Below are 20,337 nucleotides of genomic sequence, written 5' to 3' on the forward strand. Positions count from 1 at the left end.
AATCTCCGGCTTTCTTTATTAGATTCGAATTAGATCCACTCAATCTCAGGTCCTGCGGGCACAATCCCATTTGGGTTGATGTGCTTGTGCGAGAAGAAATAATGCAACTTCATGTAATCAATATCGATAGTGCTGCGAATGCGATCATCGGCAACCAAATCCAGCATGTAGCGATACAAGTTTTGGTGCGCCTTTAGGGGCTTTTTGTTGGCTTTGAAGTGCACTTCATACACCGCCTCGAAACGCACCAATGTTGGCAGCAAGAACAAGTCAGACAGGGTAACGTCTTCACCATGCAAGTAGCGCAACTGCCCCAAACACTGATCCAGCTGCGCTAACGCATCAAACAAGGTTTCGCTCGCTTGGTCATATTGCGCTTGCGTGGTTGCAAAGCCGACTTGATACACCTTGCCATTCACATTGCTGTGAAGCCATCGATTTAGGCTTTCGATCTCTTCACGCAATGCTGCGGGTACCAACTCCACCGGGTGTTTTGCCAAAGGTAGCCAATTCGTAGCGAGGTCCATTGCCATTGCGGCTGAATCATTGCCCACAATCGCATGGTTTTGCTTATCCCACAGTAGAGGGACGGTTACGCGTCCGGTGTAATCGCTTTTCGCTTTCAAATACAACGCCGCTAGATTATCCGCGCGGTATAGAGGATCAGGATGTGCACCATCAAATTCCCAGCCATTACTGTAACGCTTTGCAGCAACGGAAGAGACGGAAATGCTCTCATCCAATCCAAGGTACTTGATTACTAGGTAAGGGCGATGGGCAAATGGACAAGCCAACGACATATACAAGTGATAGCGACCCGCTTCGATCTGACTTGGTAACGCGAATTGATCTTCTGCTGTCAGCTCACTTGCGTCTTTGTTTGGATACCAAACGCCTTGTTCTAATACCGCCATACCTTACCTACCTTTCTTGATTAGCTACCCTTATGAATCACTACTTATGCGAGTATAGATAACTTACAGAGACTTCTCGAAAGACGTCATTAGCTCACTCAGTTCCGCTGAGGTCGCAGCATCAAATTTGCCATCTTGGAACTTGTCGTAGAAGCCGCCTAGACTGTATGTGCCTTTTACATCGCCCCCCCACCAAGGCATTAACTCAGCCATGGTTTTGATGTTAGTTGCGCCGCCGTTTGCACCTGGCGACGTGCTCACTAGTAGAACTGGTTTCTTAGTGTCGCCAAAGAAAGACGTACCTTGAGGTGCAACACGTGATAGCCAATCAATCGCATTTTTCAGGAATGCTGGCATTGAGCCGTTGTGCTCTGGTGATGCAATGATGATCGCATCGTATTCGTTTAACGTTGCACGCAGTTTGTGTGCGTTTTCTGGGATGCCCTGACCTTCAACGTCCAAACCGTACATTGGCAATTCAAAGTCATTTAGGTCAATGGTGTTTACTTCTGTTTGTGTAGCTTGGTTTGCCAACGCTTGAACCAATAGGCAGTGGATTGATTGGCTGTTATTACTACCAGTAAATGCGACGATCTTTTTCATAGTGGAATCCTAATTACGTTTGCCCCTACTTATGTCGGGCACTCAGTGAATGAGGTGATATTAATTAACTCCCACTAGTGAATAAACACTATAATAGTGGCTATATAGTTCACCATTGGTGAACTATAAAAACATGAGGAAACTAATGCGTGGATAAGATCAGAGCATTAACCGTATTTCGTCGAGTGGTGGAGCTAGGTAGCTTTGTCGCGGCAGCAGAAGATTTAAACCTCTCAAAAGCCGCAATAAGTAAGAACATCAATGAATTAGAGAGCTATTTGAAAAGCCCTTTGATTAACCGTACTACCCGCAATTTGCACATTACCGATAATGGTCAGCTCTATTATCAACAAGTGTGTCAGGTTCTCGATGCACTCAACAACGCAGACCGCTCAGTGATTGAGTCTTCCCACACATTAAAGGGCACACTCAAAATCAGCATGCCGATGTCATTAGGGTTGATTGAGCTAAACCCCATCATCTGTGAATTTATGAAGCTGCATCCAGAGCTTTCCATCGAAGTGGTGATGAGTGATGAACATATTGATTTGATTGAGCAAGGGATCGATATTGCCATTCGTGGCGGAGGCGAATTGGGTAACTCTAGCCTACGCTCGCGCAAACTACTGGATATTCGTCGTGTACTTTGCGCTTCCCCTCAATACCTTGAAGAGTCGCAGCCGTTTCAATCTCCACGTGACGTTATAAACCATCGCCTACTTAGTTATAGTCTCTCTTCAACGTCTCGCCGTTGGACATTTCAAAATGGCAGTGAGGTATTGGAAGTTGATCTGCCTGCGAGTGTTTACACTGTCAACAGTGGTTTGGCGCTCACCCAAGCGGCATGTGCCGGACATGGGGTTGCGTTGTTGCCAGACTTCTTTGTTGAGCCTCAATTAACTTCAGGTGAATTGGTTGAAATTGCTCCTGAATGGCAGATGGAAAAGCACGCGCTGTATATCGTTTACCCTTACCACAAAGAGCAATCGCAAAAGTTACGAGCCTTTATTGATTATGTGGTGGAGAGCTTCCAAGCGCGATTCAGCCGTCAGTCAGACCCGCAGCAGATGTACTCTTCGATTATTAAGCTAGGGTCTTGATAACAAGGTTTAGCTGAAGAAAAGATAATAAAAAAGCCAAACTGGGTAGTTTGGCTTTTCATCAAAATCATCCTGCTCTTAGACATCGAGCCTACAAGAACAAGAAAACTGAAAGTTTATCGACGGCGGTTATTAAAGCGAGCACGATCTGAGCGTTGCTTTGCTGAACGCTCTTTGTGCGCAGACGCAGCCTTTGCTTGTGAAGCCAGAATCGATTCAACCGTCAGCTCCATTGGCTCACGCGGCTCCAATCCATGACGGAAAGTACGTGCGCGTGGTGGTAGGTTGTACTCGTATTCCGACGCCTTTGGCATGCGCTTGTAGCGGTATAGGTAGAAGTTCTCTACACGCTCGCGAGCCCATTCTGTTTTCTTCAGGTATTTAACACTGCTTGCAATGCTTGGCTTGGTGTTGAAACAGTTCATACGCATTGCTGTGTCGAGGATTTCCCAACCGTAATGGTCAACAAGCTGCTGCAACATGTCTTCTAATTTAAGACCGTGCAGAGGGTTGTTCTTCTGCAGTTCAATACGTTCTTCGTCGGTCATAAATTCATGGCTCATGAACGGCTCCTTAATTGTGAGTGGCGAGCGTTATACTCACCACCTTACCTCTATTAGGTTTAGATTAAATCACTATTGCGAATAATCTGTTGTATTCTTCGTCTCAAAGACGATCTTTACGTTGAATTATTCACAATGATCGGCGCTTGGTTACGCAGCGCTAAGCACCTTTTGTTGGTGTGCCATGTACTCTTCAAATGTACCTTGGAAACTCACCAACTGTTTGTCTTTTACATCAATGATTGAAGTCGCCAATGACGATACGAACTCACGGTCATGACTAACAAAAATCAAAGTGCCTGTGTAGTCTTTTAACGCGCTGTTTAACGCTTCAATTGCTTCCATATCCATGTGGTTGGTTGGTTCATCCATAACCAAAACGTTGATGTCTTGCATCATTAGCTTACCAAACAGCAGGCGGTTCTTCTCACCACCCGAGCAGTTTTTCGCTTTTTTGTTGGCATCGTCAGCGGTAAACAACAAGCGACCTAGAATGCCACGCACCATTAAGTCATTGTGCTTCACGGTACGCCACTGTGAGATCCACTCAAAGATGGTCAGATCGTTATCGAAGTCCGCACTGCTGTCCTGTGGGCAGTAACCAATTGAAGCGTTTTCAGACCATTTTACTACGCCCTGAGTTTGCTCTAGCTCGTTCACTAGGCAACGTAGCAAGGTCGTTTTACCCACACCGTTTTCACCGATGATCGCAAGGCGAGTGCCCGCTTCAAGTAACAAATTGCCTTTTTCAAACAACAATTCATCATCAAACGAGTGACCAAGATCTTGCAGTTCCAACGCTAAACGATGCAGTTTTTTGCCCTCACCGAAATCAATCGATGGGCTAACACGGCTACTTGCTTTCACTTCGTCGAGTTGGATTTTTTCCATCTTCTTAGCGCGAGAGCTGGCTTGTTTCGCTTTCGATGCATTTGCACCAAAGCGGTTTACGAATTCTTGAAGTTCGTTGATCTCAGCGGTTTTCTTCGCGTTGGAAGCCAATAACTGCTCACGACGAAGACCAGATGCTTCAAGGAAATATTCATAGTTACCAGGGTAAATGCGCAGTTCGCCGTAATCGATGTCTGCCATGTGAGTACACACAGAGTTTAAGAAGTGACGGTCGTGCGAGATGATGATCATCGTACACTTACGTTGGTTCAACTCTTCTGCCAACCAGTTGATGGTGTGAATGTCCAAGTTGTTGGTTGGTTCGTCGAGCAACAAAATATCTGGGTTAGCAAACAGAGCTTGCGCCAAAAGCACACGCAGCTTCCAGCCCGGAGCAACTTGTTGCATCAAACCAAAATGCAGTTCTTCTTCAATACCCGCTTGAAGCAAAATATCGCCAGCACGGCTTTCTGCTGTGTAGCCGTCCATTTCTGCGAATTCGCTTTCCAGCTCAGCGACTTTCATACCATCTTCTTCACTCATTTCTGGTAATGAATAGATGCGGTCACGTTCCTGCTTCACTTCCCAAAGCTTGCGATCGCCCATGATCACAGCGTCAATTACGCTGTATTGCTCGAACGCAAACTGATCTTGGCTCAATACGCCCAGTTTCAGCCCCGGAGTAATAGAAACGTTGCCCGAGCTTGGCGCTAATGCTCCGCTCAGGATTTTCATAAATGTCGACTTACCACAGCCGTTTGCGCCAATCAGACCATAACGGTTGCCGTTGCCAAACTTAGCAGAGATATTTTCGAACAATGGCTCGGCACCAAATTGCATGGTGATATTGTTTGTACTAATGATAGCGGCGTCCTCGAAGGAAATTTCTTTTAAATAACAAGTTGTTAAATCACTTTCGAGATACGGTTAGAAAAGGGCATATTGAAAGTGGACGCCATTCTATCTGATTCGTTCAATAGGTGATATAGATCACGCTAATGTTGCGAAGGATTTTTATCTAAAACAAAGCGCAACTTTCGCCACGCTTTGCTTACTGACAATATCTTGGATTAAAAATCGAGATGGTAATTGTTGTTGGATTGGTTCAGCGAAATCACCCAGTTCTTCTCAGATTCACTAGCGCTCATTGGCACCCATTGTGCGTACAACTTGGTCCAATTGCCATTCACCTCCAACTCAACCTGGCTGGTTCGCGTTGGGTAGACTGTTGTGATCCGTGACATAGGGTCCGCGATCACATCCCCATTCTCAGTGGTAAATGCCGCTTTAGTATAGAGGTGTAATGCACCATCAGCAGAGCCTTGGTAGTTCATGGACAGAGTAATCGTCTCACCAATATCAAAAGAAAAGTCGCGCTGCGCCACAATGTCTTGCGTATCATCAACCTCGTCAGCAACAGGTGTTGGTGCTGGCGTAGAAGAACCGCCACCGCCCCCGCCTCCACAAGCAGCGATTAAGGTTGAAGCAAACATGATGGTCAGTAGTTTTGTCGAAGTATTCATGTGATGCTCCTTGTTATTCCGTTGCTGAGATAGCTTTGCCGCTGGCTGCCGTCTTGTACCAATCAGTATCCGTTTCGCCACTGCTGGTTACCCATGTTGGGAATCCTGTGTAGGCGTGACTGATGTCAGTATTCTCGGTTGGGTGATCCCATTCATCACGAATGTTGATTGCCCAAGGCATATTGTTACTGGTTAGGAAGTATTCTGAACCGCCCGTGTCATCGTCATGCAAGTTGTACAAAGCGTTATTCATCTCGCTTGTGCCAGAAAACGACTTAAGGTGGGTTTGCCACGTCATCCCCGGGAAGGTTGCGACAAAGTCACCGTGGTACGTGCCTTCTGCCGCAAAGATGAATGAGTCATAAGGCGGGTAGCCGACTTGGTCTCGTGCGACTGGCGTGGTCAGTTCAACCACCATTTGGTAGCTGAGAATATCGGTCGCTTGCTGATTCAAACAATTGCTCTGAGTACGATAATAAGTACAACCTGATGTCAAAACACCGAGTGCATCCAGTTCCGCTCTTAAGTTCTCAGATACCACCAACACTGTTTCACTGCCAGATTGAAGCACCGTATGTTCCACCGCTTGACCATTTTTGGTCACCGTTACTGATGCTACGTTGGACGAATCCACATTAGGGAGCTTCACGGCAAAACCATTGGAATAGCCTGCTCCCATGGCTTGCAGGGTGTAATCGACGGTAATGGTCTTCAATTCACGCTGACCATTCAAAAGTTCGGTTACACGATAGCGCCACACCACATCGTTGAAGTCGTAGTCCCCCATTAACGGCCAGCGATCTTCGAACGCCATCGTCGCGTAAGTATCAGAGCTTGGGTAAACTGATGTCACTGTGACTTCCGGATCATTTTCTTGAACCAAGACTTCGTATTTCGAGTCGGTCGTGCCATCGGTATTCACGCCATCTACCGCCGAGAAAGGTGAAATATCCACAGTAAAGATCAAATCGTTGAAGTCGTTATCACCACTTGGGCGGCGAATGTCTTCAAAACCAAGCACTAAAAATTCGTTCTCAGTATCCAAGAACGCGACATTGTGGCGACGGTAATTAGCGGTCGTTTCTGGATTCAAGCTGGATAGACTGTAGAAAGGCGTATTCCAGGGACCAAGATACGGAATGTTATTGTAAGTACTTGCACTCCAACCATTTGGAATAACAAAGAAAGCTAAGGTTTGTCCTGCGGTCAGTTGAACATCAAGTTCAATCGTGTCCCCTTCTTGCATATCCCCATCAGGCGCTTTGGATGCGTTCGGGAAGATAACCATATGAGTGACAATATCGTCTTTGCTTGCTGGCGGGTTGTCAGTGTCATAAACAAAATACCCGAGAGAATTACGATACCCAGCCCCTTCGTTTAAAAAAGTGACAGACGCTGTCGCATAATCCGCACCGTTGAGTTCATCATCGATGTCGATATTAGAATAACGGTCCGGCGCGATAAATGCGGTATTGACGTAAGTACCTTCTGGCAGCATCGAATAGACATTCGTCAGGGTATCTTGAGGCAAAGTATCCGCAATAGAAATGGTCTCAAGTGGTTTACCCTTGATGGTGTAATTTGAATTGTCGCTGCCTGATTCGAACGATAAATCACTGGTAGTGAGTGCGTATCCGGACATCGATACGCAACAACTGGTTAGCGCAATAAGTTTCCCTGCTTTCATATTATTCCCCTCATCAACTGAATCGTTGGTCGTAGAGGGTTAACGCAAATATGATGCCGAAAACACCTTATTTAAAAACAACAAGTTATATTGACTGAAATACTATTATCAATTTGAGAATTAAGCTGATAAGCAAAGTGAAGCACATTGGGAAGAAACGGAAGGGGCAAATGCCCAAAACAAAAAAGCGTCCCGAAAGACGCTGTTAATATCAATTAGCATGAATCTATGAACGCGAAGCCATTGGGTGGCTTGGACTCATCTCTAGCAAGTCCCACAGGTTGCCATAGAGATCTTCAAATACAGCGACTGTGCCGTAGTCCTGCTCCGTTGGCGGGCGAACAAACTGAATGCCCTGCTCTACCATTCGGTTGTAGTCGCGCCAGAAGTCATCGGTGCTCAAGAATAGGAATACCCGTCCACCAGTTTGATTACCGATGAAGTCATGCTGCTCTGGCTTAGACGCTTTGGCTAGCAATAATGTCACACCATTAGAACCCGGTGGAGAAACCACAACCCAGCGCTTATCTTGTTCTGGTTGGTACGTATCTTCCATCAGCTCAAACTTCAGCTTATTCACATAAAAGTCTATCGCTTCATCGTAATCTTTTACGACCAAAGCAATATGGATAATGGATTGTTTCATCGCGTTATACCTTTAGTTTTCCGCTGATTACCGTCTTTGCGGAACCAATCAGTTTAATGCGTCCGTTTTCAAGCAATTCGGTTTGTAAATGGCCACCGCGGGCTGAGGCTTGATAAGCGCGGAACTGATTTTGACCGAGTTTTTGCGACCAAAACTGAGTCAGTGCGCAATGGGCTGAGCCTGTGACAGGATCTTCATTCACGCCCACCCAGGGGGCGAAGTAACGCGAGATAAAGTCGAGATCCGGAGAATTCGATTGAGCAGTTACCACCACACCACGCCCTTGAATGTTCTTTAATGCGTCAAAGTTAGGCTCGAGTTCCAACACGGTTTTTTCATTGTCGACTTCAATAAAGCCTTTGCTGTCAAATTGAGCATAAGAAACCACTTGCTCCGCTTTCAATCCAAGTCCTGCTAGCAATGCGATGTCTTGTTCAACATCCATTTCAAACTGCGTAGCAGGAAAATCGAGCTCAATCGTCGACTGGTTTACTTTTACATGTAACTCACCTGAGAGGGTTTGAAAGGCAATGGTATCGCCAACCTTTGCTAATCCTTGTTCTTTTAAGATTTGCGCTGTAGCTAATGTGCCATGACCGCATAGCGCCACTTCGACTTTAGGTGTGAACCAACGCAGTCGCATGTCTTTCAAACAGAGAAAAGCGGTTTCTGATACCGCCATTTCTTCAGCGATAGAGAACATCAATGCTTCTGGTAAAGGTTCTTGTGAAAGGCAGACTCCGGCAGGGTTTCCTTTGAAAGGTTCGGTGGTGAAAGAGTCCACTTGGTAGATATCGAGATCCATGATGCGCTTCCTAACATTGCGATTTTGGCAAGGTGTCAAACAGCTTATCGGTTTCATTGTAAAGCGACAATGCATGCCCTGATTGTTCTTGCAAAACACAAATAAAAGGCACCTTTCACGGTGCCTTTTTACATTCTGATGCTTGTTCAGCTCAAACCAATAACGTTCAATTTACCTGAACGAAACTTTAAAATTACTAGATATAATTAACCATTCATATTGGATATCTTATTCCCGTGCTTTGACGGACATCAAAAACAAATCGTTTTTCCTGCCTCTTCAACACTTCTTTGGATGCTCACCCAAAGGAAATAAATAAGAAAAATCAAACTCATAGGTATTTGATATGAAACAGCCTTTAAAAGCGTTAGTGCTGGCTCTGGGGTTATCTCTCGGAGCCGCCAACAGTTACGCACTCTCTCTCGAACCGCTAGACAAAGATTTTACTTTGCAACTTCTTGGTTCTGGCGGACCAATCTCTGATGACCTTCGTGCCTCGTCTGGTGAACTGGTTTGGTGGAAAGGAAAGTCACGCGTGATGATCGATGCCGGTGGTGGTGTCTATCTGCGTTTTGGGCAGGCGGGCGGCAAACTGGAAGACTTAGATTTCCTTGGTTTAAGTCACTTTCACACCGACCACGTTGCCGACGTTCCAGCCCTGCTAAAAGGGGGGTACTTCTTTGATCGTGAAGATCCTCTCGATATCGCGGGTCCAGAAGCGGGCTCTGCATTTCCTAGCTTGACTGGTTACATGAAAGCGCTTTTCGACGGTGATGAAGGCGCGTACGCATATTTGAACGGTTTGTTTGATGGCAGCGATGGCTTGTTCCCTGTCACCATTACCGATGTGCCATACAAAACTTCCCAAGGCACCAAGGTGTACGAGCAAGATGGATTAACCATTTACGCACTGGGTATCCCACACGGCGACGTTCCTTGTCTCGCTTTTCGAATCGAAAGTGCCGAAGGCGTGATGGTGATTTCCGCTGACCAAAACGGCAGTAACTCTGACTTCATCGACTTCGCTAAAGGTGCGGACATCTTATTGATGCCATTAGCTATTCATGAAGAAGCCGACGAAGCCTCATCGTTTATGCACGCTAAGCCATCGGTTGTCGGCAAGATCGCCGCAGAAGTGAATCCAAAACTCTTGGTGCTTAACCACTGGATGGGCTTAGGTCTAAAACTTAAACCAGCTTCCATCAAGATCGTTAAAGAGTACTACCACGGTCAAGTTATTGCTGGTCACGATTTATCTAGCTACCCAATGAGCGCAGCGAAGGAGATGTCTCATGAACAATAAACTTGCTCTATCTATCGCGATGACGTCTGTCATTACTTTGAACTCAGGCATGGCGTTTGCCGATGCACCCACAGAAGCTCCCGTAGAGGCTCAATCCAGCTCTCAACATGGCGGTAAGTGTGCGGCTGGTAAATGTGGTACAGAGAAACGCTTTGAGAAACAAGAACTAAAGAACGATCCACAAGGTCGCTTGGTACGCGCTCGTGACGGCAAATGTGGCGTGACTGGCGAAGGTATTAACCCTTCAGAAGAAACCATCAAACTCACCAAAAGCAAAGTAACAGGTGGCGTATGCGGACAATAACCGATACATCAAAAGGGATTGGGCTGCGCAGCGAACACGTTGATTTGCTGTGTCAGTTGCCCGAGCACCCAGATATCGATTTCCTCGAATTAGCACCGGAAAACTGGATGAATATTGGCGGCTTGAAACGTGAACAGCTGCAAAACATTGCGAAATATTATCCGCTTGTCGCTCATGGCTTGAGCTTATCGATTGGTGATTGCCAACCGTTAAACGAGTCTTTTGTACGAGACGTCGCACGCTTTCTCGATGAATTTAATATCGACATCTATAGCGAACATCTGAGTTTCTCTAGAGACAATCAGGGCTATTTGTATGAACTGCTTCCGATCCCTCGACATAAAGAGAACATTCCGTATTTGGTCGAACGCATTCAACGCGTGCAAGACATTATTAAGCGTCCATTGGCGTTAGAGAATATCTCTTACTACCACGATTACGGACATGAAATGCCAGAGGGCGAGTTTATCGCTGAAGTGAGTGACCGCAGTGGATGTGAGCTGCTTATCGACATCAACAATGTGTTCGTCAACAGTCGAAATCATCATTTCTGCCCTTACGACATGCTGAGTACTTTACCAAGCGACGCGATTCGTTATTACCACATTGCGGGTCACTTGAAAGAGCGTGATGACTTCTTGCTCGATACCCATGGAAAGCCAGTGCCTGATGAAGTGATTGATCTGGCTCGTTACACCTACTCGGTGCATGGCAGCAAACCTTTACTGCTTGAGCGCGACCACAATGTGCCGTCGTTGCTTGTTCTGGCTGAAGAGCTTCGCAGCATTCATGGCGAGATCTTGGATTTCAGTCAAACACTCGAAGTGTTGTGTAAGGAGGTGCTCAATGCTTAATCCTCCGAGCAAAATGCGCGCGCAAACCGAGTCCCTAACGGCTCTAATTCGCACGCCTATGAATCAGCATGCGCTGTGTCGATATAGCGAATTTATCCGCTACAACATCTTGGGTGTCGTTGCGAATACGTTCCCTCTATTTTCTTCGCAGTTCGCTGATGAACAACTAGAACGCATGGTGGATGACTTTGTGGTGATGCATGGCGCATCTGAGCCTGAGTTTCATCATATTGCCACCGAGTTTGTTCAATTTTTGCAGCAGAAAGTGCATCAAGACTCTAGCTCTATTTCTGCCGATCAGATGGCGTTGTTGGAATATGAATGGGTGGCGTTCAATGTAGAAATTGACACCTTAGTCGCGGCATTCACTTCTTCATCGAATCCGATACTAGAACAGAACCAAGTGCTGCAACTCAACCCAACATTAAGGCTGCTAGAAGTGCCTTTCTTGCTGCATCAAGACTCCGTGACTTTCCTAACTGACAAGCGTCACCCTGTGTTTTATGGCGTGTTTCGGAACTCACAACATCATGTGATATCGCAAAAGCTCAGAGAAGTGGATGTCGCATTGATTCAGCTATTACAACAGCAACCAAACCTGACTCTGGCGCAACTACAACAAATGATTGCTCAGCAACTCGCCAGATTCAGTTTCATGGAGTGGGCTCAACACTTCAGTGAACTAGGACTCGTCAGCGTCCGCCCTTCAGGAGAAAAATTATGATTAAGTCAGCCCTCAATTGGTTCGACGGTCTCGTCGAGAAATGCAAAAGATACGATTACTTAGCGTTGCTTGCGATTCGTCTCTACCTCATTCCGGTCATTTTCGTTGGCGCTCGCTCTAAGGTGCTGGGCTTCTCTGGCACCGTCGCGTGGTTTGGCGCGTCCACCGCAGATGGAGGTTTGAACTTACCATTTCCCGAGTTGTTAGCGTTTCTTGCCGCAGGTACGGAAGTGCTTGGCTGTATTTGTATCGCTTTGGGTTTGTTTACTCGAGTGATGTCGATTCCGATGATTTTCTTGATGAGCGTTGCGAGCGCAATGGTGCACTGGAAACACGGTTGGGATGCCATCGCCACCAGCGGCATGGAAGCAACAGTACGTTTGAACGGCTTTATTGAATGGTTAGCAACCAACTTCCCAGGTCGATACAACTACATCACCGAATTGGGCGACCCAGTAATGCTCAACAACGGTATGGAGTTCGCAGCCACCTACTTTGTGATGTTGCTGGTGCTGTTCTTCTACGGCGGTGGTCGCTATGTAAGCTTGGATTACTGGTTGAGAAAACCTTTCTCTCGCATACCAGCAAAGGCGTAATTCAAGTGCCCCCAAGCTTTAACGCTTAATTAAACAGACTAATAATAACCTTATCTAACCCGCTACTCTGGTAGCGGGAAGGAGTCCTTATGTTTGCAGATGTCGTTGATCTGTCGCGGTTTCAGTTCGCTAGTACCGCACTCTATCACTTTATATTCGTCCCACTGACCATAGGTTTGTCTTTCTTGCTGGCTGTTATGGAGTCTTTGTACGTCATGACGGGGAAAACCATCTACAAGGACATGACCAAGTTCTGGGGTAAGTTATTCGGGATTAACTTTGCCGTGGGCGTGGCGACCGGTCTTACCATGGAGTTTCAATTTGGTACCAACTGGGCGTATTACTCTCACTATGTGGGCGATATTTTCGGGGCACCGCTTGCCATCGAAGCCTTGATTGCCTTCTTCCTCGAATCCACCTTAGTCGGCATGTTCTTCTTCGGTTGGGATCGATTGTCAAAACGCCAACACTTGTCGGTCACTTGGCTGACAGCGCTAGGTTCTAACTTCTCTGGCTTGTGGATTTTGATGGCGAATGGCTGGATGCAAAATCCAGTCGGCGCAGAGTTCAATTACCAGACCATGAGAATGGAAATGATCAACTTTGCTGATGTGGTGTTTAACCCCGTCACGCAAGTTAAGTTTGTTCATACCGTGGCTGCCGGTTATACCACAGGTGCTTTGTTTGTAATGGGCATCAGTGCTTACTACTTACTCAAAGGTCGAGATATCTCTTTCGCTCGCCGATCGTTTGCAGTGGCGTCAGCATTTGGCATGGCTGCGATTGTGTCGACATTGATGCTGGGTGATGAATCGGGTTACGAGCTTGGTGATGTTCAACAAGTAAAACTCGCGGCAATTGAGTCCGAGTGGCACACCGAAGAAGCACCTGCCTCGTTCACGCTATTTGGCTTACCAAACCAAGAAACCATGGAAACCGACTACGCCATTAAGATTCCATATCTAATGGGGATCATCGCGACTCGCTCGCTGGATGAGCCAGTGATGGGCTTACGCGATCTGATGGCGCAGAACGAAGATCGTATCCGCGATGGTATCCAAGCTTACGGCATGCTAGAGGAACTTCGCGCAGGTAACGACAGCCCTGAAAACATCGCTCAATTCGATGAGATGAAGAAAGATCTCGGCTACGGTCTGCTATTGAAAAAATACACCGAGAACGTTACCGACGCGACTGAAAGCCAAATCAAGCAAGCTGCGCAAGACACGATTCCTCAAGTGGCACCACTGTTCTGGAGCTTCCGAATCATGGTGGCGTGTGGGGTATTGATGTTCGCGATTATCGGTTTGTCTTTCGTCCAAGTCTGCCGCAAAAAGTTGGGTTCGAGCCCTTGGTTATTGAGAGCGGCACTATGGGCGATTCCATTGCCTTTCATTGCTTGTGAAGCAGGTTGGTTCGTTGCCGAATATGGACGTCAGCCATGGGCAATTGGTGAGGTGCTTCCGGTCAATATGGCAGTATCTAACCTCGCACCAAGTGACATTTGGATTTCACTCGGGTTTGTTTATGTGCTCTACACAGCGTTCTTGATTGTAGAAATGTTCTTGATGGTGAAGTTTGCCAAACGTGGACCAAGCGTGCTTAAAACGGGTCGCTATCACCATGAAGAAAACAACAAAAAAGACAAACAATCCGACACATTCAAACTGATTGATCAGCACTAAGGAGGCACTATGTTTGATTACGAAAACCTACGCCTATTTACTTGGGCGATCGTTGGTGTGCTGTTGATTGGTTTTACCATCACCGACGGATTCGATATGGGGGTAGCCGCGCTGCTCCCTGTTATGGGGAAAAAGAACCTAGAACGTCGCGTAATGCTTAACGCTATCGCGCCGCACTGGGACGGCAACCAAGTTTGGCTGATCACCGCTGGCGGTGCCATCTTCGCGATATGGCCCTTGGTATACGCCGCAGCGTTCTCCGGATTCTATATTGCCATGCTGTTGGTGCTCGCATCCCTTTGGTTGCGCCCTATTGGTATGGATTACCGAGCTAAAATCGATAATCCGCAATGGCGCAATGTGTGTGATGTCGCCTTGTTCATCAGCGGTGTGATTCCACCGATTATCTTTGGGGTTGGCTTCGGTAACTTGTTGGTTGGCGTACCGTTCGAGTTAAACAACTTGCTGATGCTCGATTATCAAGGTGGGTTCTTTGACTTGCTCACTCCATTCCCAATTCTGTGTGGCTTGGTGAGTTTGACCATGGTGGTGACGCAAGGTGCTGCTTTCCTTCAAATGAAGACAAAACATGATCTACGTGCACGAGCACAAAACATCACGTTGTGGGGTGCGGGTGCAACCATGATGTTGTTTATGTTCGGTGGTTTGTTTGCGGCATCGCAATCAGGTTACATCATCATCGGCGCGATGCTAAAAGATGGCATTTCAAACCCACTCAACAAACAAGTGGTGAGTATTGCAGGTGACTTATTGCATAACTTCAGCGAAATGCCACAACTTTGGCTGATTCCGTTCACTGCGGTAACCAGCTTACTCGTGTGCTTTTGGGCAACAGTCTCTCGCCGCGCTGGAGTGGCGTTCACTATGTCGAGTATTGCGATCGCTTGCATCATCTTAACCGCAGGCGTCACCTTGTTCCCGATGATCATGCCATCAAGCATCAACCCATCACACAGCTTAACGTTATGGGATGCGACATCGAGTGAGAAAACGCTCGGCATCATTTCTATCGTTGCCATCATCGTTGTTCCTGTGATTTTGGGCTACACCGCATGGTGTTACTACAAAATGTTCGGACGTTTGGATAACAACTACATCCGCAGCAACAGCTCATCGCTCTATTAAGGAGGCAAGTATGTGGTACATGTGTTGGGTACTTGGCGTATTACTCGCCTGCGCCTTTGGCGTCATTAATGGTTTATGGCTAGAGAACGCAGGACGCTTTGAAGAGGATGAGTTCTAATTTCTCACTTCATAATGGAACATTCTCAATAACAAACGCCCTCATTCACGAGGGCGTTTGTTCATCTCAATGAATTTACTCTGCCGACAATCGATAGCGGCGCACTTCGTATTGGTCTTGTTCTGAATAAAATGTATTGAGAAACTCGCCACCCGCCTTTTCGATCACGCGCCTTGATGCGGTATTGTTCACATCACAAGTAACGATAGCGCTGTCTTCTATAACCTCGGCTTTCACCCAATTCAACATGAATGTGGCGATGCCTTTGCCTTGAGCATCTGGCGCGGTTTCGTAACCAATATGCCCTATCACATTTTCAAGATAGTCGTTATTACCATCACGAACCCGAATCGAACCAAGTATCACCCCTTCCTCTATACAGAAGTATGTCGAAGACGGCGTCCAACCTTCCGGCAAGCCTTCGCCTTTCGCGTATCCAATTCGTTTTTTCAGCAACGCTTCACTGTCGCTTTGGGCGATGATGTACATTTCCATTTCCGCATGAGCACACTTTTCAACATACTGTTCAAACGCTTCAAAATGGCTGAGATTGGCTTTAACTATTTGCATATAGCACCATCTTTCAGGCTTAAATATCACAAAAAATAAAGCTCAAAAGAAGGACATTACTTTTGAGCTTTCATTATGTTCTTAAGCTATGTATTTAGATTTCACCAGATTTAATTTTCTGTTGAGCATCGCTAATTGTCTGCTCTCCAAATAAGATCTTAATCATCGACTCGATACGCTTGGTATCTGTACCAAATTTGTCCAAATTACCATTGTTTGGTGCTTTAAATTCAACTTGACCAACTTTCTGGTCATTTTTATAAGCGTTAATCTTTGCATCCGCAATAAAGGTTCTAAAGTCCCAACTCCAGCGAGACACATAGGTTAGCGTCAGTTCATCTGCCTTAGGTGCAGTGCCATCACTGACCACTGTACATTTACGCGCAGTGTCTAAGCACCATTCTTGCAAAGAATCTAAGAACACTGCTCTTGTCGCATTATCTTTTACGATGGTGATTTCTTTGCTTTGATTCGACTGCGCAATCGGCTCAGCCGTATATTTAGGTGCGGAACAACCTGCTAATACAACAGGAAGAGCTAGAACTAGAGCTTTTTTAAACATATTTTTTCTCTGCTTATAAATAACAACCAATGACGCCAAATGAATAATCAGCATCGAATGTTGGATACTGACAGTTTTCATTCAATGCCTCAATAATCTTTCTCACAAAATCAACAGGATAAATACATTCTAGTTCGATGATTATTACGAAACTAATGGCTCGATGTTTTCTGCAAATAAGCACTCAAGAGGATAAGGCAAAGCAAGTGTCGGCATATCTGATTTCGAGAACCAAGCTAGCTCGCTAGTCTCGTCATCTAGTTGTTCTTCAAAGTGTCCCGTTTGCAGACACTTTAACAAGACAACTGTGTATTCGACTGGGTCGCCGTTTGGATAAGTAAAACCAAATCCTTCTCCACCGAAAACACCGAGCACACGTTCAACTTCAACCGCGAGTCCGGTTTCTTCTCTTACTTCTCGAATCACAGCTTGCGAAGGTGACTCACCTGGTTCAATCATGCCTGCTGGTAAGCTCCAACTGCCATCAGATTTCTTTTGCAACAGAAGCTGGTTGCTTTCATTAAGGATCACAGCGGCAACGCCCGGAATCATTAATACTTGATTACCTATTTTGCTGCGTAGCTCTTTTACGTAGTGACTGGCACTCATTTATCTTCCTTGAACTTAGTATTTAGTTTCTCACCAGACATTCATTTTGAAATACAACAAGAAACAGCTGATAAAGATCAAGCCACACCATGAAAAAAAGCTTATCGCCTTCTGTTCAGTCGTTGCTTCCTCAGGATCTGGGTGCAAAATGCCATAAAGGCAGGCAATGGGGATCAACTCGTAAGTTTTGCCAATGTATTGATGCCCCATTTCGAGAAATGGTGGAATGTACAAATACACCACAGCGTAAGTAATAAAATAAAGTATGCCGAGGATCCGGTTCAAGCCAATGACTTGCCCTTCTCGATAAAACCAAATTAACGCCGCTACCCCTGCAAGTATTGCGATGAGTAAAAACATCCGTTCTTCTACCCTTCTTTTTAATTTTCTCCCACCCTATTTAAACCACTCAATTAATCAATCAGTTATGCAACTAAACACGATACAGCTCAAATAGAAAAAGGCACCAATTGGTGCCTTTGTGACGCTCTGACGCGTTTATTAGTACGTCACTTTCAGTGCTTCGCGCGCTTTTAAGTTCTGCGCTGCATGCTTAGGCGCGTCTGCCAAGATATTTCGGCTACCTTGTTCTGATTTTCGATTCAGTGTCACTGAAGTGATTTGCCAGTTATCGCCCGCCCGTTGCAAACCAAACTCGTATTCACCCGAAACCGCCCAGAAACCTTCTTCACCGAGCCAATGACTAGCGATGAAATCCACTGTCACACTCGCCTTATCGCCATCAATAAAGACGCGTAGATTGCTCAAGTCATGGAATGTCGCATCAAACCCAGGCAGGAATCCCGCCCACTGCTGCATTAAATCTTGGCGTTTGACTTGTTGGGCTTCACCGCCAAACAGCGTGGTGTAATCCACCGTCAATTCTGGAGCGAACAATCGACCTAAGTATTCAAATGCACCTTGGTCTGCCAAGGCTGAGAAGCTGTTAATGTTGCTTCGAATTTTCGCTTCGTCCAAGGACATGGTTTGAGCATTCACATTCATGGCAATCACACCGATAAACAGCAACGACAGTTGTTTAAGTTTCATCATACGATTCCTTATAGGTTCGCTTCGAAGTGCTCTACAACTTCATCGACAGCCAGTTTTACTGCTTCTGGTTGGTCATAGAAATCGAATTGATTGATGCCGTATAGCCATACTGCGTTAACGTTGCTACCAGCATTCTCGATGTAACGATGCGCACCAGCAGGCAGAGCCATAGCTTCAGATGCCACCATTAGCACTGGTTTATCTTGTGTTGCTGCACTCGCTTGAGCGTCGTAGTTCAACCAACCAGACCATGATGCAACGTTGTATTGGTTGTCATATTCAGGAATCAAACCGCGGTCAGTCTCTGTGTAGTAAGGCGCTTGGAACATCAGTGCGTTCCCATTGGTTGTGCTTGCCGCTTCGATGTAAACGGGAGTCGCTGAATGTGCTGCCTCTTCCGCTGCTGCGAGTAAGTTTTTAGCGCTTTCTTCGCCACCATAAATTTCGGTCGCCATCGCTTTATCGTGCAACCAAGGAGCAACCACTGCCGCGGCTTTTACTTTGTCATTACCGGCAACCGCATCTAGCATGTAGCCCGCCGATGCACAGATACCCAAACCACCGATGCGTGATGCATCAACGCCATCGAGTTGACTCACAGCTTCAATCACCGTGCGAATGTCTGCGGTTTTACGTGCAGGATCTTCTAAGTACATCACTTGGTCTTTGCTTTCACCCCAACCACGGAAATCAAACGTCAATGCCGCGTAACCTCGCTCTGCCAATGCTTGAGCATAAACCGCCGGCATCTGCTCTTTCACTGCTGTCCACGCGCCCGTCACGATAACAACTGGGGCATTTTTCGCACCTTTTGGTAGGTAAAGGTTTGCAGCTAGTTGACCAACTTGAGTATTGAGTTCGATGTGTTTCATGGTGGTATCCTCTAAAGCTAGGTTCGTGTTGTTGTCGTTTACAGAAACTGAGTGAGCAAAGGTGGTGAACGGCAAACTACCTAATAGTAGTAAAAGCGATTTCTTAAACATGGCATCCTCTCTGTCTTATGTTTTGCCTAAGCTGTCCGGCTAACTTGGGTATAGATTAGCGCTGCACCGCGAGAGAAGATTGAACATTCCTGCCCAAGTTTTTGTACTTTATTGCCCCCTCAATGAGTTGACGAAATGTGCAAAACTCGGCTAATTTCAGCTAGCAAGTGGAAGAGAACAAAGGAAAGAAAATGAAGTCCGAGCTTAAGTTTTATGACTCTGAATCTAATGCGCTATCAAGCTGTGGCGACGTGCTGGATATTGAGTTTTCAAACCATGGATTAGATTGGTCGGGCGTATTGGTCGAAAAAGGCACGTCCCCTTATTTCTATCCGAAGAATGTCTACACCCCTTACTTCTACTTTGCATTGGCACTAGAAAAAGATTTGAACTGGAGCGTCGAAAAAGATGGCACGTTTGCCGATCTGAAAACCAGCCCAGGCAACATTTGGATTAATCCGCCTAAAACCCCGTTTACCCATGATGTGGCAGAGCCTTGTTACTTCGTGATTTTAGCGATTGAAGAGCAAGAATTTTTCTCACACTGCCCGCTCAATTTAGAGGGAATTGAGCTGCAATTTTTGAACAACTACAACGTGTTGGATGAGACCATCAAAGGCATCATTGAGCTGTTTATGTTGGAAGCGAAAGCCAAAGGACGAAATGGCAAAACCTACCTCAATAACTTGGTTTCACTCCTTGCAACCCACTACATTCAAAACTACTCCAACTACTTTGACCTTAAGAACAACCAGCTTGCTGCCTCTAAGTTCGACCAACACCAAGTCGATAAGATTGACCAATACATCGAAGAAAACATCGGCGACAACATCGCGGTCGATGATCTCGCAGACTTACTCGGTTGCAGTAAGTTTTACTTTCTGAGGGAATTCAAAAAGCTCATCGGCGTAACGCCTTATCAGTACCTGATGAACAAGCGTTTGGAGCAAGCACGAGTGGCGCTCTCTTCTGGCTCAGTCAATATCGCTTTAACGGCGCACGAGCTTGGCTTTAATGATCAATCCCACTTTACTCGTGCGTTCAAAAACCATTTCGGCATGACGCCGGGACAATTCGTCAAACAACAAGAAAGCTAAT

The 20,337-nt window shown here is 46.1% G+C and carries 24 protein-coding genes; 10 read left to right on the forward strand and 14 right to left on the reverse strand.

Annotated elements, in window-relative coordinates:
- Positions 1-29: 29 nt before the first annotated feature.
- Together NL647_RS07715 and NL647_RS07720 are read right to left on the reverse strand one after the other, a co-directional pair.
- A complete protein-coding gene (locus tag NL647_RS07715; protein WP_253649939.1) occupies positions 30-914 on the reverse strand; it encodes a glutathione S-transferase C-terminal domain-containing protein in 885 nt (294 codons plus the stop codon).
- Positions 915-977: 63 nt separating this feature from the next.
- Positions 978-1,517: an NADPH-dependent FMN reductase gene (locus tag NL647_RS07720; RefSeq protein WP_253649940.1), complete on the reverse strand. Its 540-nt coding sequence runs from the start codon at positions 1,515-1,517 to the stop codon at positions 978-980.
- Between the two features lie 149 nt (positions 1,518-1,666).
- Here NL647_RS07720 and NL647_RS07725 point away from each other — a divergent pair, with 149 nt between their 5' ends.
- Positions 1,667-2,617: a LysR family transcriptional regulator gene (locus tag NL647_RS07725; protein WP_253649941.1), complete on the forward strand. Its 951-nt coding sequence runs from the start codon at positions 1,667-1,669 to the stop codon at positions 2,615-2,617.
- A 116-nt stretch (positions 2,618-2,733) separates the two neighbouring features.
- Here NL647_RS07725 and NL647_RS07730 read toward each other — a convergent pair whose 3' ends face one another.
- The 6 genes from NL647_RS07730 to NL647_RS07755 form a co-directional block, all read right to left on the reverse strand.
- Positions 2,734-3,165 (reverse strand): VF530 family DNA-binding protein, encoded by a 432-nt coding sequence (locus NL647_RS07730; protein ID WP_005436283.1) that lies wholly within the window; start codon positions 3,163-3,165, stop codon positions 2,734-2,736.
- Positions 3,166-3,330: 165 nt separating this feature from the next.
- A complete protein-coding gene (locus NL647_RS07735; protein WP_080585318.1) occupies positions 3,331-4,935 on the reverse strand; it encodes an ABC-F family ATPase in 1,605 nt (534 codons plus the stop codon).
- Positions 4,936-5,141: 206 nt separating this feature from the next.
- Positions 5,142-5,594: a hypothetical protein gene (locus NL647_RS07740; RefSeq protein ID WP_005453079.1), complete on the reverse strand. Its 453-nt coding sequence runs from the start codon at positions 5,592-5,594 to the stop codon at positions 5,142-5,144.
- Positions 5,595-5,607: 13 nt separating this feature from the next.
- Entirely contained in the window at positions 5,608-7,281 is a 1,674-nt protein-coding gene (locus NL647_RS07745; RefSeq protein ID WP_050904209.1) for an LruC domain-containing protein, read from the reverse strand.
- Positions 7,282-7,507: 226 nt separating this feature from the next.
- Entirely contained in the window at positions 7,508-7,927 is a 420-nt protein-coding gene (locus NL647_RS07750; RefSeq protein ID WP_253649942.1) for a VOC family protein, read from the reverse strand.
- A 4-nt stretch (positions 7,928-7,931) separates the two neighbouring features.
- Entirely contained in the window at positions 7,932-8,732 is an 801-nt protein-coding gene (locus NL647_RS07755; RefSeq protein ID WP_253649943.1) for a PhzF family phenazine biosynthesis protein, read from the reverse strand.
- Between the two features lie 346 nt (positions 8,733-9,078).
- Between NL647_RS07755 and NL647_RS07760 the strand changes: the two genes are divergently transcribed.
- The 8 genes from NL647_RS07760 to cydX all read left to right on the forward strand — a co-directional run bounded on the left by NL647_RS07760 (position 9,079) and on the right by cydX (position 15,462).
- Positions 9,079-10,035 (forward strand): MBL fold metallo-hydrolase, encoded by a 957-nt coding sequence (locus NL647_RS07760; protein ID WP_253649944.1) that lies wholly within the window; start codon positions 9,079-9,081, stop codon positions 10,033-10,035.
- On the forward strand, positions 10,025-10,339 hold the full coding sequence (locus NL647_RS07765; RefSeq protein ID WP_005453102.1) for a hypothetical protein: 315 nt from the start codon (positions 10,025-10,027) through the stop codon (positions 10,337-10,339). The genes NL647_RS07760 and NL647_RS07765 overlap by 11 nt, the downstream gene beginning before the upstream one ends.
- Positions 10,327-11,193, forward strand: a complete 867-nt coding sequence (locus tag NL647_RS07770; protein ID WP_253649945.1) for a DUF692 domain-containing protein — start codon at positions 10,327-10,329, stop codon at positions 11,191-11,193. Before NL647_RS07765 ends, NL647_RS07770 begins: the two co-directional genes overlap by 13 nt.
- Positions 11,186-11,917, forward strand: coding sequence for a putative DNA-binding domain-containing protein (locus tag NL647_RS07775; protein WP_253649946.1), 732 nt, complete (start codon positions 11,186-11,188; stop codon positions 11,915-11,917). Before NL647_RS07770 ends, NL647_RS07775 begins: the two co-directional genes overlap by 8 nt.
- Positions 11,914-12,513: a DoxX family protein gene (locus NL647_RS07780; RefSeq protein WP_009697956.1), complete on the forward strand. Its 600-nt coding sequence runs from the start codon at positions 11,914-11,916 to the stop codon at positions 12,511-12,513. The genes NL647_RS07775 and NL647_RS07780 overlap by 4 nt, the downstream gene beginning before the upstream one ends.
- 89 nt (positions 12,514-12,602) lie before the next feature.
- A complete protein-coding gene (locus NL647_RS07785; RefSeq protein ID WP_005436271.1) occupies positions 12,603-14,198 on the forward strand; it encodes a cytochrome ubiquinol oxidase subunit I in 1,596 nt (531 codons plus the stop codon).
- Between the two features lie 9 nt (positions 14,199-14,207).
- Positions 14,208-15,344 (forward strand): cytochrome d ubiquinol oxidase subunit II, encoded by a 1,137-nt coding sequence (cydB, locus tag NL647_RS07790; RefSeq protein WP_029788296.1) that lies wholly within the window; start codon positions 14,208-14,210, stop codon positions 15,342-15,344.
- Between the two features lie 10 nt (positions 15,345-15,354).
- Positions 15,355-15,462 (forward strand): cytochrome bd-I oxidase subunit CydX, encoded by a 108-nt coding sequence (cydX, locus tag NL647_RS07795; RefSeq protein WP_005453120.1) that lies wholly within the window; start codon positions 15,355-15,357, stop codon positions 15,460-15,462.
- A 75-nt stretch (positions 15,463-15,537) separates the two neighbouring features.
- On the opposite strand, the gene NL647_RS07800 is transcribed toward cydX, so the two are convergent.
- The 6 genes from NL647_RS07800 to NL647_RS07825 all read right to left on the reverse strand — a co-directional run bounded on the left by NL647_RS07800 (position 15,538) and on the right by NL647_RS07825 (position 19,128).
- The gene (locus NL647_RS07800) at positions 15,538-16,032 is read right to left on the reverse strand and encodes a GNAT family N-acetyltransferase (RefSeq protein ID WP_253649947.1); all 495 of its coding nucleotides are present in this window, start codon (positions 16,030-16,032) and stop codon (positions 15,538-15,540) included.
- A gap of 94 nt (positions 16,033-16,126) precedes the next feature.
- Entirely contained in the window at positions 16,127-16,594 is a 468-nt protein-coding gene (locus NL647_RS07805; protein ID WP_009697960.1) for an Sbal_3080 family lipoprotein, read from the reverse strand.
- Between the two features lie 144 nt (positions 16,595-16,738).
- Entirely contained in the window at positions 16,739-17,203 is a 465-nt protein-coding gene (locus NL647_RS07810; protein ID WP_199479102.1) for an NUDIX domain-containing protein, read from the reverse strand.
- A 30-nt stretch (positions 17,204-17,233) separates the two neighbouring features.
- Entirely contained in the window at positions 17,234-17,563 is a 330-nt protein-coding gene (locus NL647_RS07815; protein WP_005453130.1) for a hypothetical protein, read from the reverse strand.
- A 141-nt stretch (positions 17,564-17,704) separates the two neighbouring features.
- Positions 17,705-18,253: a nuclear transport factor 2 family protein gene (locus NL647_RS07820; RefSeq protein ID WP_367618292.1), complete on the reverse strand. Its 549-nt coding sequence runs from the start codon at positions 18,251-18,253 to the stop codon at positions 17,705-17,707.
- Between the two features lie 11 nt (positions 18,254-18,264).
- Positions 18,265-19,128, reverse strand: a complete 864-nt coding sequence (locus NL647_RS07825) for an alpha/beta hydrolase (RefSeq protein ID WP_367618293.1) — start codon at positions 19,126-19,128, stop codon at positions 18,265-18,267.
- 302 nt (positions 19,129-19,430) lie between these two features.
- On the opposite strand from NL647_RS07825, the gene NL647_RS07830 reads away from it, so the two are divergent.
- A complete protein-coding gene (locus NL647_RS07830) occupies positions 19,431-20,336 on the forward strand; it encodes a helix-turn-helix transcriptional regulator (RefSeq protein WP_061065973.1) in 906 nt (301 codons plus the stop codon).
- Position 20,337 lies beyond the last annotated feature (1 nt).

The organism is Vibrio sp. Y29_XK_CS5, assembly GCF_024181835.1.
GTDB lineage: Bacteria > Pseudomonadota > Gammaproteobacteria > Enterobacterales > Vibrionaceae > Vibrio > Vibrio harveyi.

Bases quoted from the DNA above. Each gene is read 5' to 3' on its own strand.
- NL647_RS07715 (WP_253649939.1), bottom strand. From the start codon at position 914: ATGGCGGTATTAGAACAAGGCGTTTGGTATCCAAACAAAGACGCAAGT.
- NL647_RS07720 (WP_253649940.1), bottom strand. From the start codon at position 1,517: ATGAAAAAGATCGTCGCATTTACTGGTAGTAATAACAGCCAATCAATC.
- NL647_RS07730 (WP_005436283.1), bottom strand. From the start codon at position 3,165: ATGACCGACGAAGAACGTATTGAACTGCAGAAGAACAACCCTCTGCAC.
- NL647_RS07740 (WP_005453079.1), bottom strand. From the start codon at position 5,594: ATGAATACTTCGACAAAACTACTGACCATCATGTTTGCTTCAACCTTA.
- NL647_RS07745 (WP_050904209.1), bottom strand. From the start codon at position 7,281: ATGAAAGCAGGGAAACTTATTGCGCTAACCAGTTGTTGCGTATCGATG.
- NL647_RS07750 (WP_253649942.1), bottom strand. From the start codon at position 7,927: ATGAAACAATCCATTATCCATATTGCTTTGGTCGTAAAAGATTACGAT.
- NL647_RS07755 (WP_253649943.1), bottom strand. From the start codon at position 8,732: ATGGATCTCGATATCTACCAAGTGGACTCTTTCACCACCGAACCTTTC.
- NL647_RS07760 (WP_253649944.1), top strand. From the start codon at position 9,079: ATGAAACAGCCTTTAAAAGCGTTAGTGCTGGCTCTGGGGTTATCTCTC.
- NL647_RS07765 (WP_005453102.1), top strand. From the start codon at position 10,025: ATGAACAATAAACTTGCTCTATCTATCGCGATGACGTCTGTCATTACT.
- NL647_RS07770 (WP_253649945.1), top strand. From the start codon at position 10,327: ATGCGGACAATAACCGATACATCAAAAGGGATTGGGCTGCGCAGCGAA.
- NL647_RS07775 (WP_253649946.1), top strand. From the start codon at position 11,186: ATGCTTAATCCTCCGAGCAAAATGCGCGCGCAAACCGAGTCCCTAACG.
- NL647_RS07780 (WP_009697956.1), top strand. From the start codon at position 11,914: ATGATTAAGTCAGCCCTCAATTGGTTCGACGGTCTCGTCGAGAAATGC.
- NL647_RS07785 (WP_005436271.1), top strand. From the start codon at position 12,603: ATGTTTGCAGATGTCGTTGATCTGTCGCGGTTTCAGTTCGCTAGTACC.
- cydB (WP_029788296.1), top strand. From the start codon at position 14,208: ATGTTTGATTACGAAAACCTACGCCTATTTACTTGGGCGATCGTTGGT.
- cydX (WP_005453120.1), top strand. From the start codon at position 15,355: ATGTGGTACATGTGTTGGGTACTTGGCGTATTACTCGCCTGCGCCTTT.
- NL647_RS07800 (WP_253649947.1), bottom strand. From the start codon at position 16,032: ATGCAAATAGTTAAAGCCAATCTCAGCCATTTTGAAGCGTTTGAACAG.
- NL647_RS07805 (WP_009697960.1), bottom strand. From the start codon at position 16,594: ATGTTTAAAAAAGCTCTAGTTCTAGCTCTTCCTGTTGTATTAGCAGGT.
- NL647_RS07810 (WP_199479102.1), bottom strand. From the start codon at position 17,203: ATGAGTGCCAGTCACTACGTAAAAGAGCTACGCAGCAAAATAGGTAAT.
- NL647_RS07815 (WP_005453130.1), bottom strand. From the start codon at position 17,563: ATGTTTTTACTCATCGCAATACTTGCAGGGGTAGCGGCGTTAATTTGG.
- NL647_RS07820 (WP_367618292.1), bottom strand. From the start codon at position 18,253: ATGAAACTTAAACAACTGTCGTTGCTGTTTATCGGTGTGATTGCCATG.
- NL647_RS07825 (WP_367618293.1), bottom strand. From the start codon at position 19,128: ATGAAACACATCGAACTCAATACTCAAGTTGGTCAACTAGCTGCAAAC.
- NL647_RS07830 (WP_061065973.1), top strand. From the start codon at position 19,431: ATGAAGTCCGAGCTTAAGTTTTATGACTCTGAATCTAATGCGCTATCA.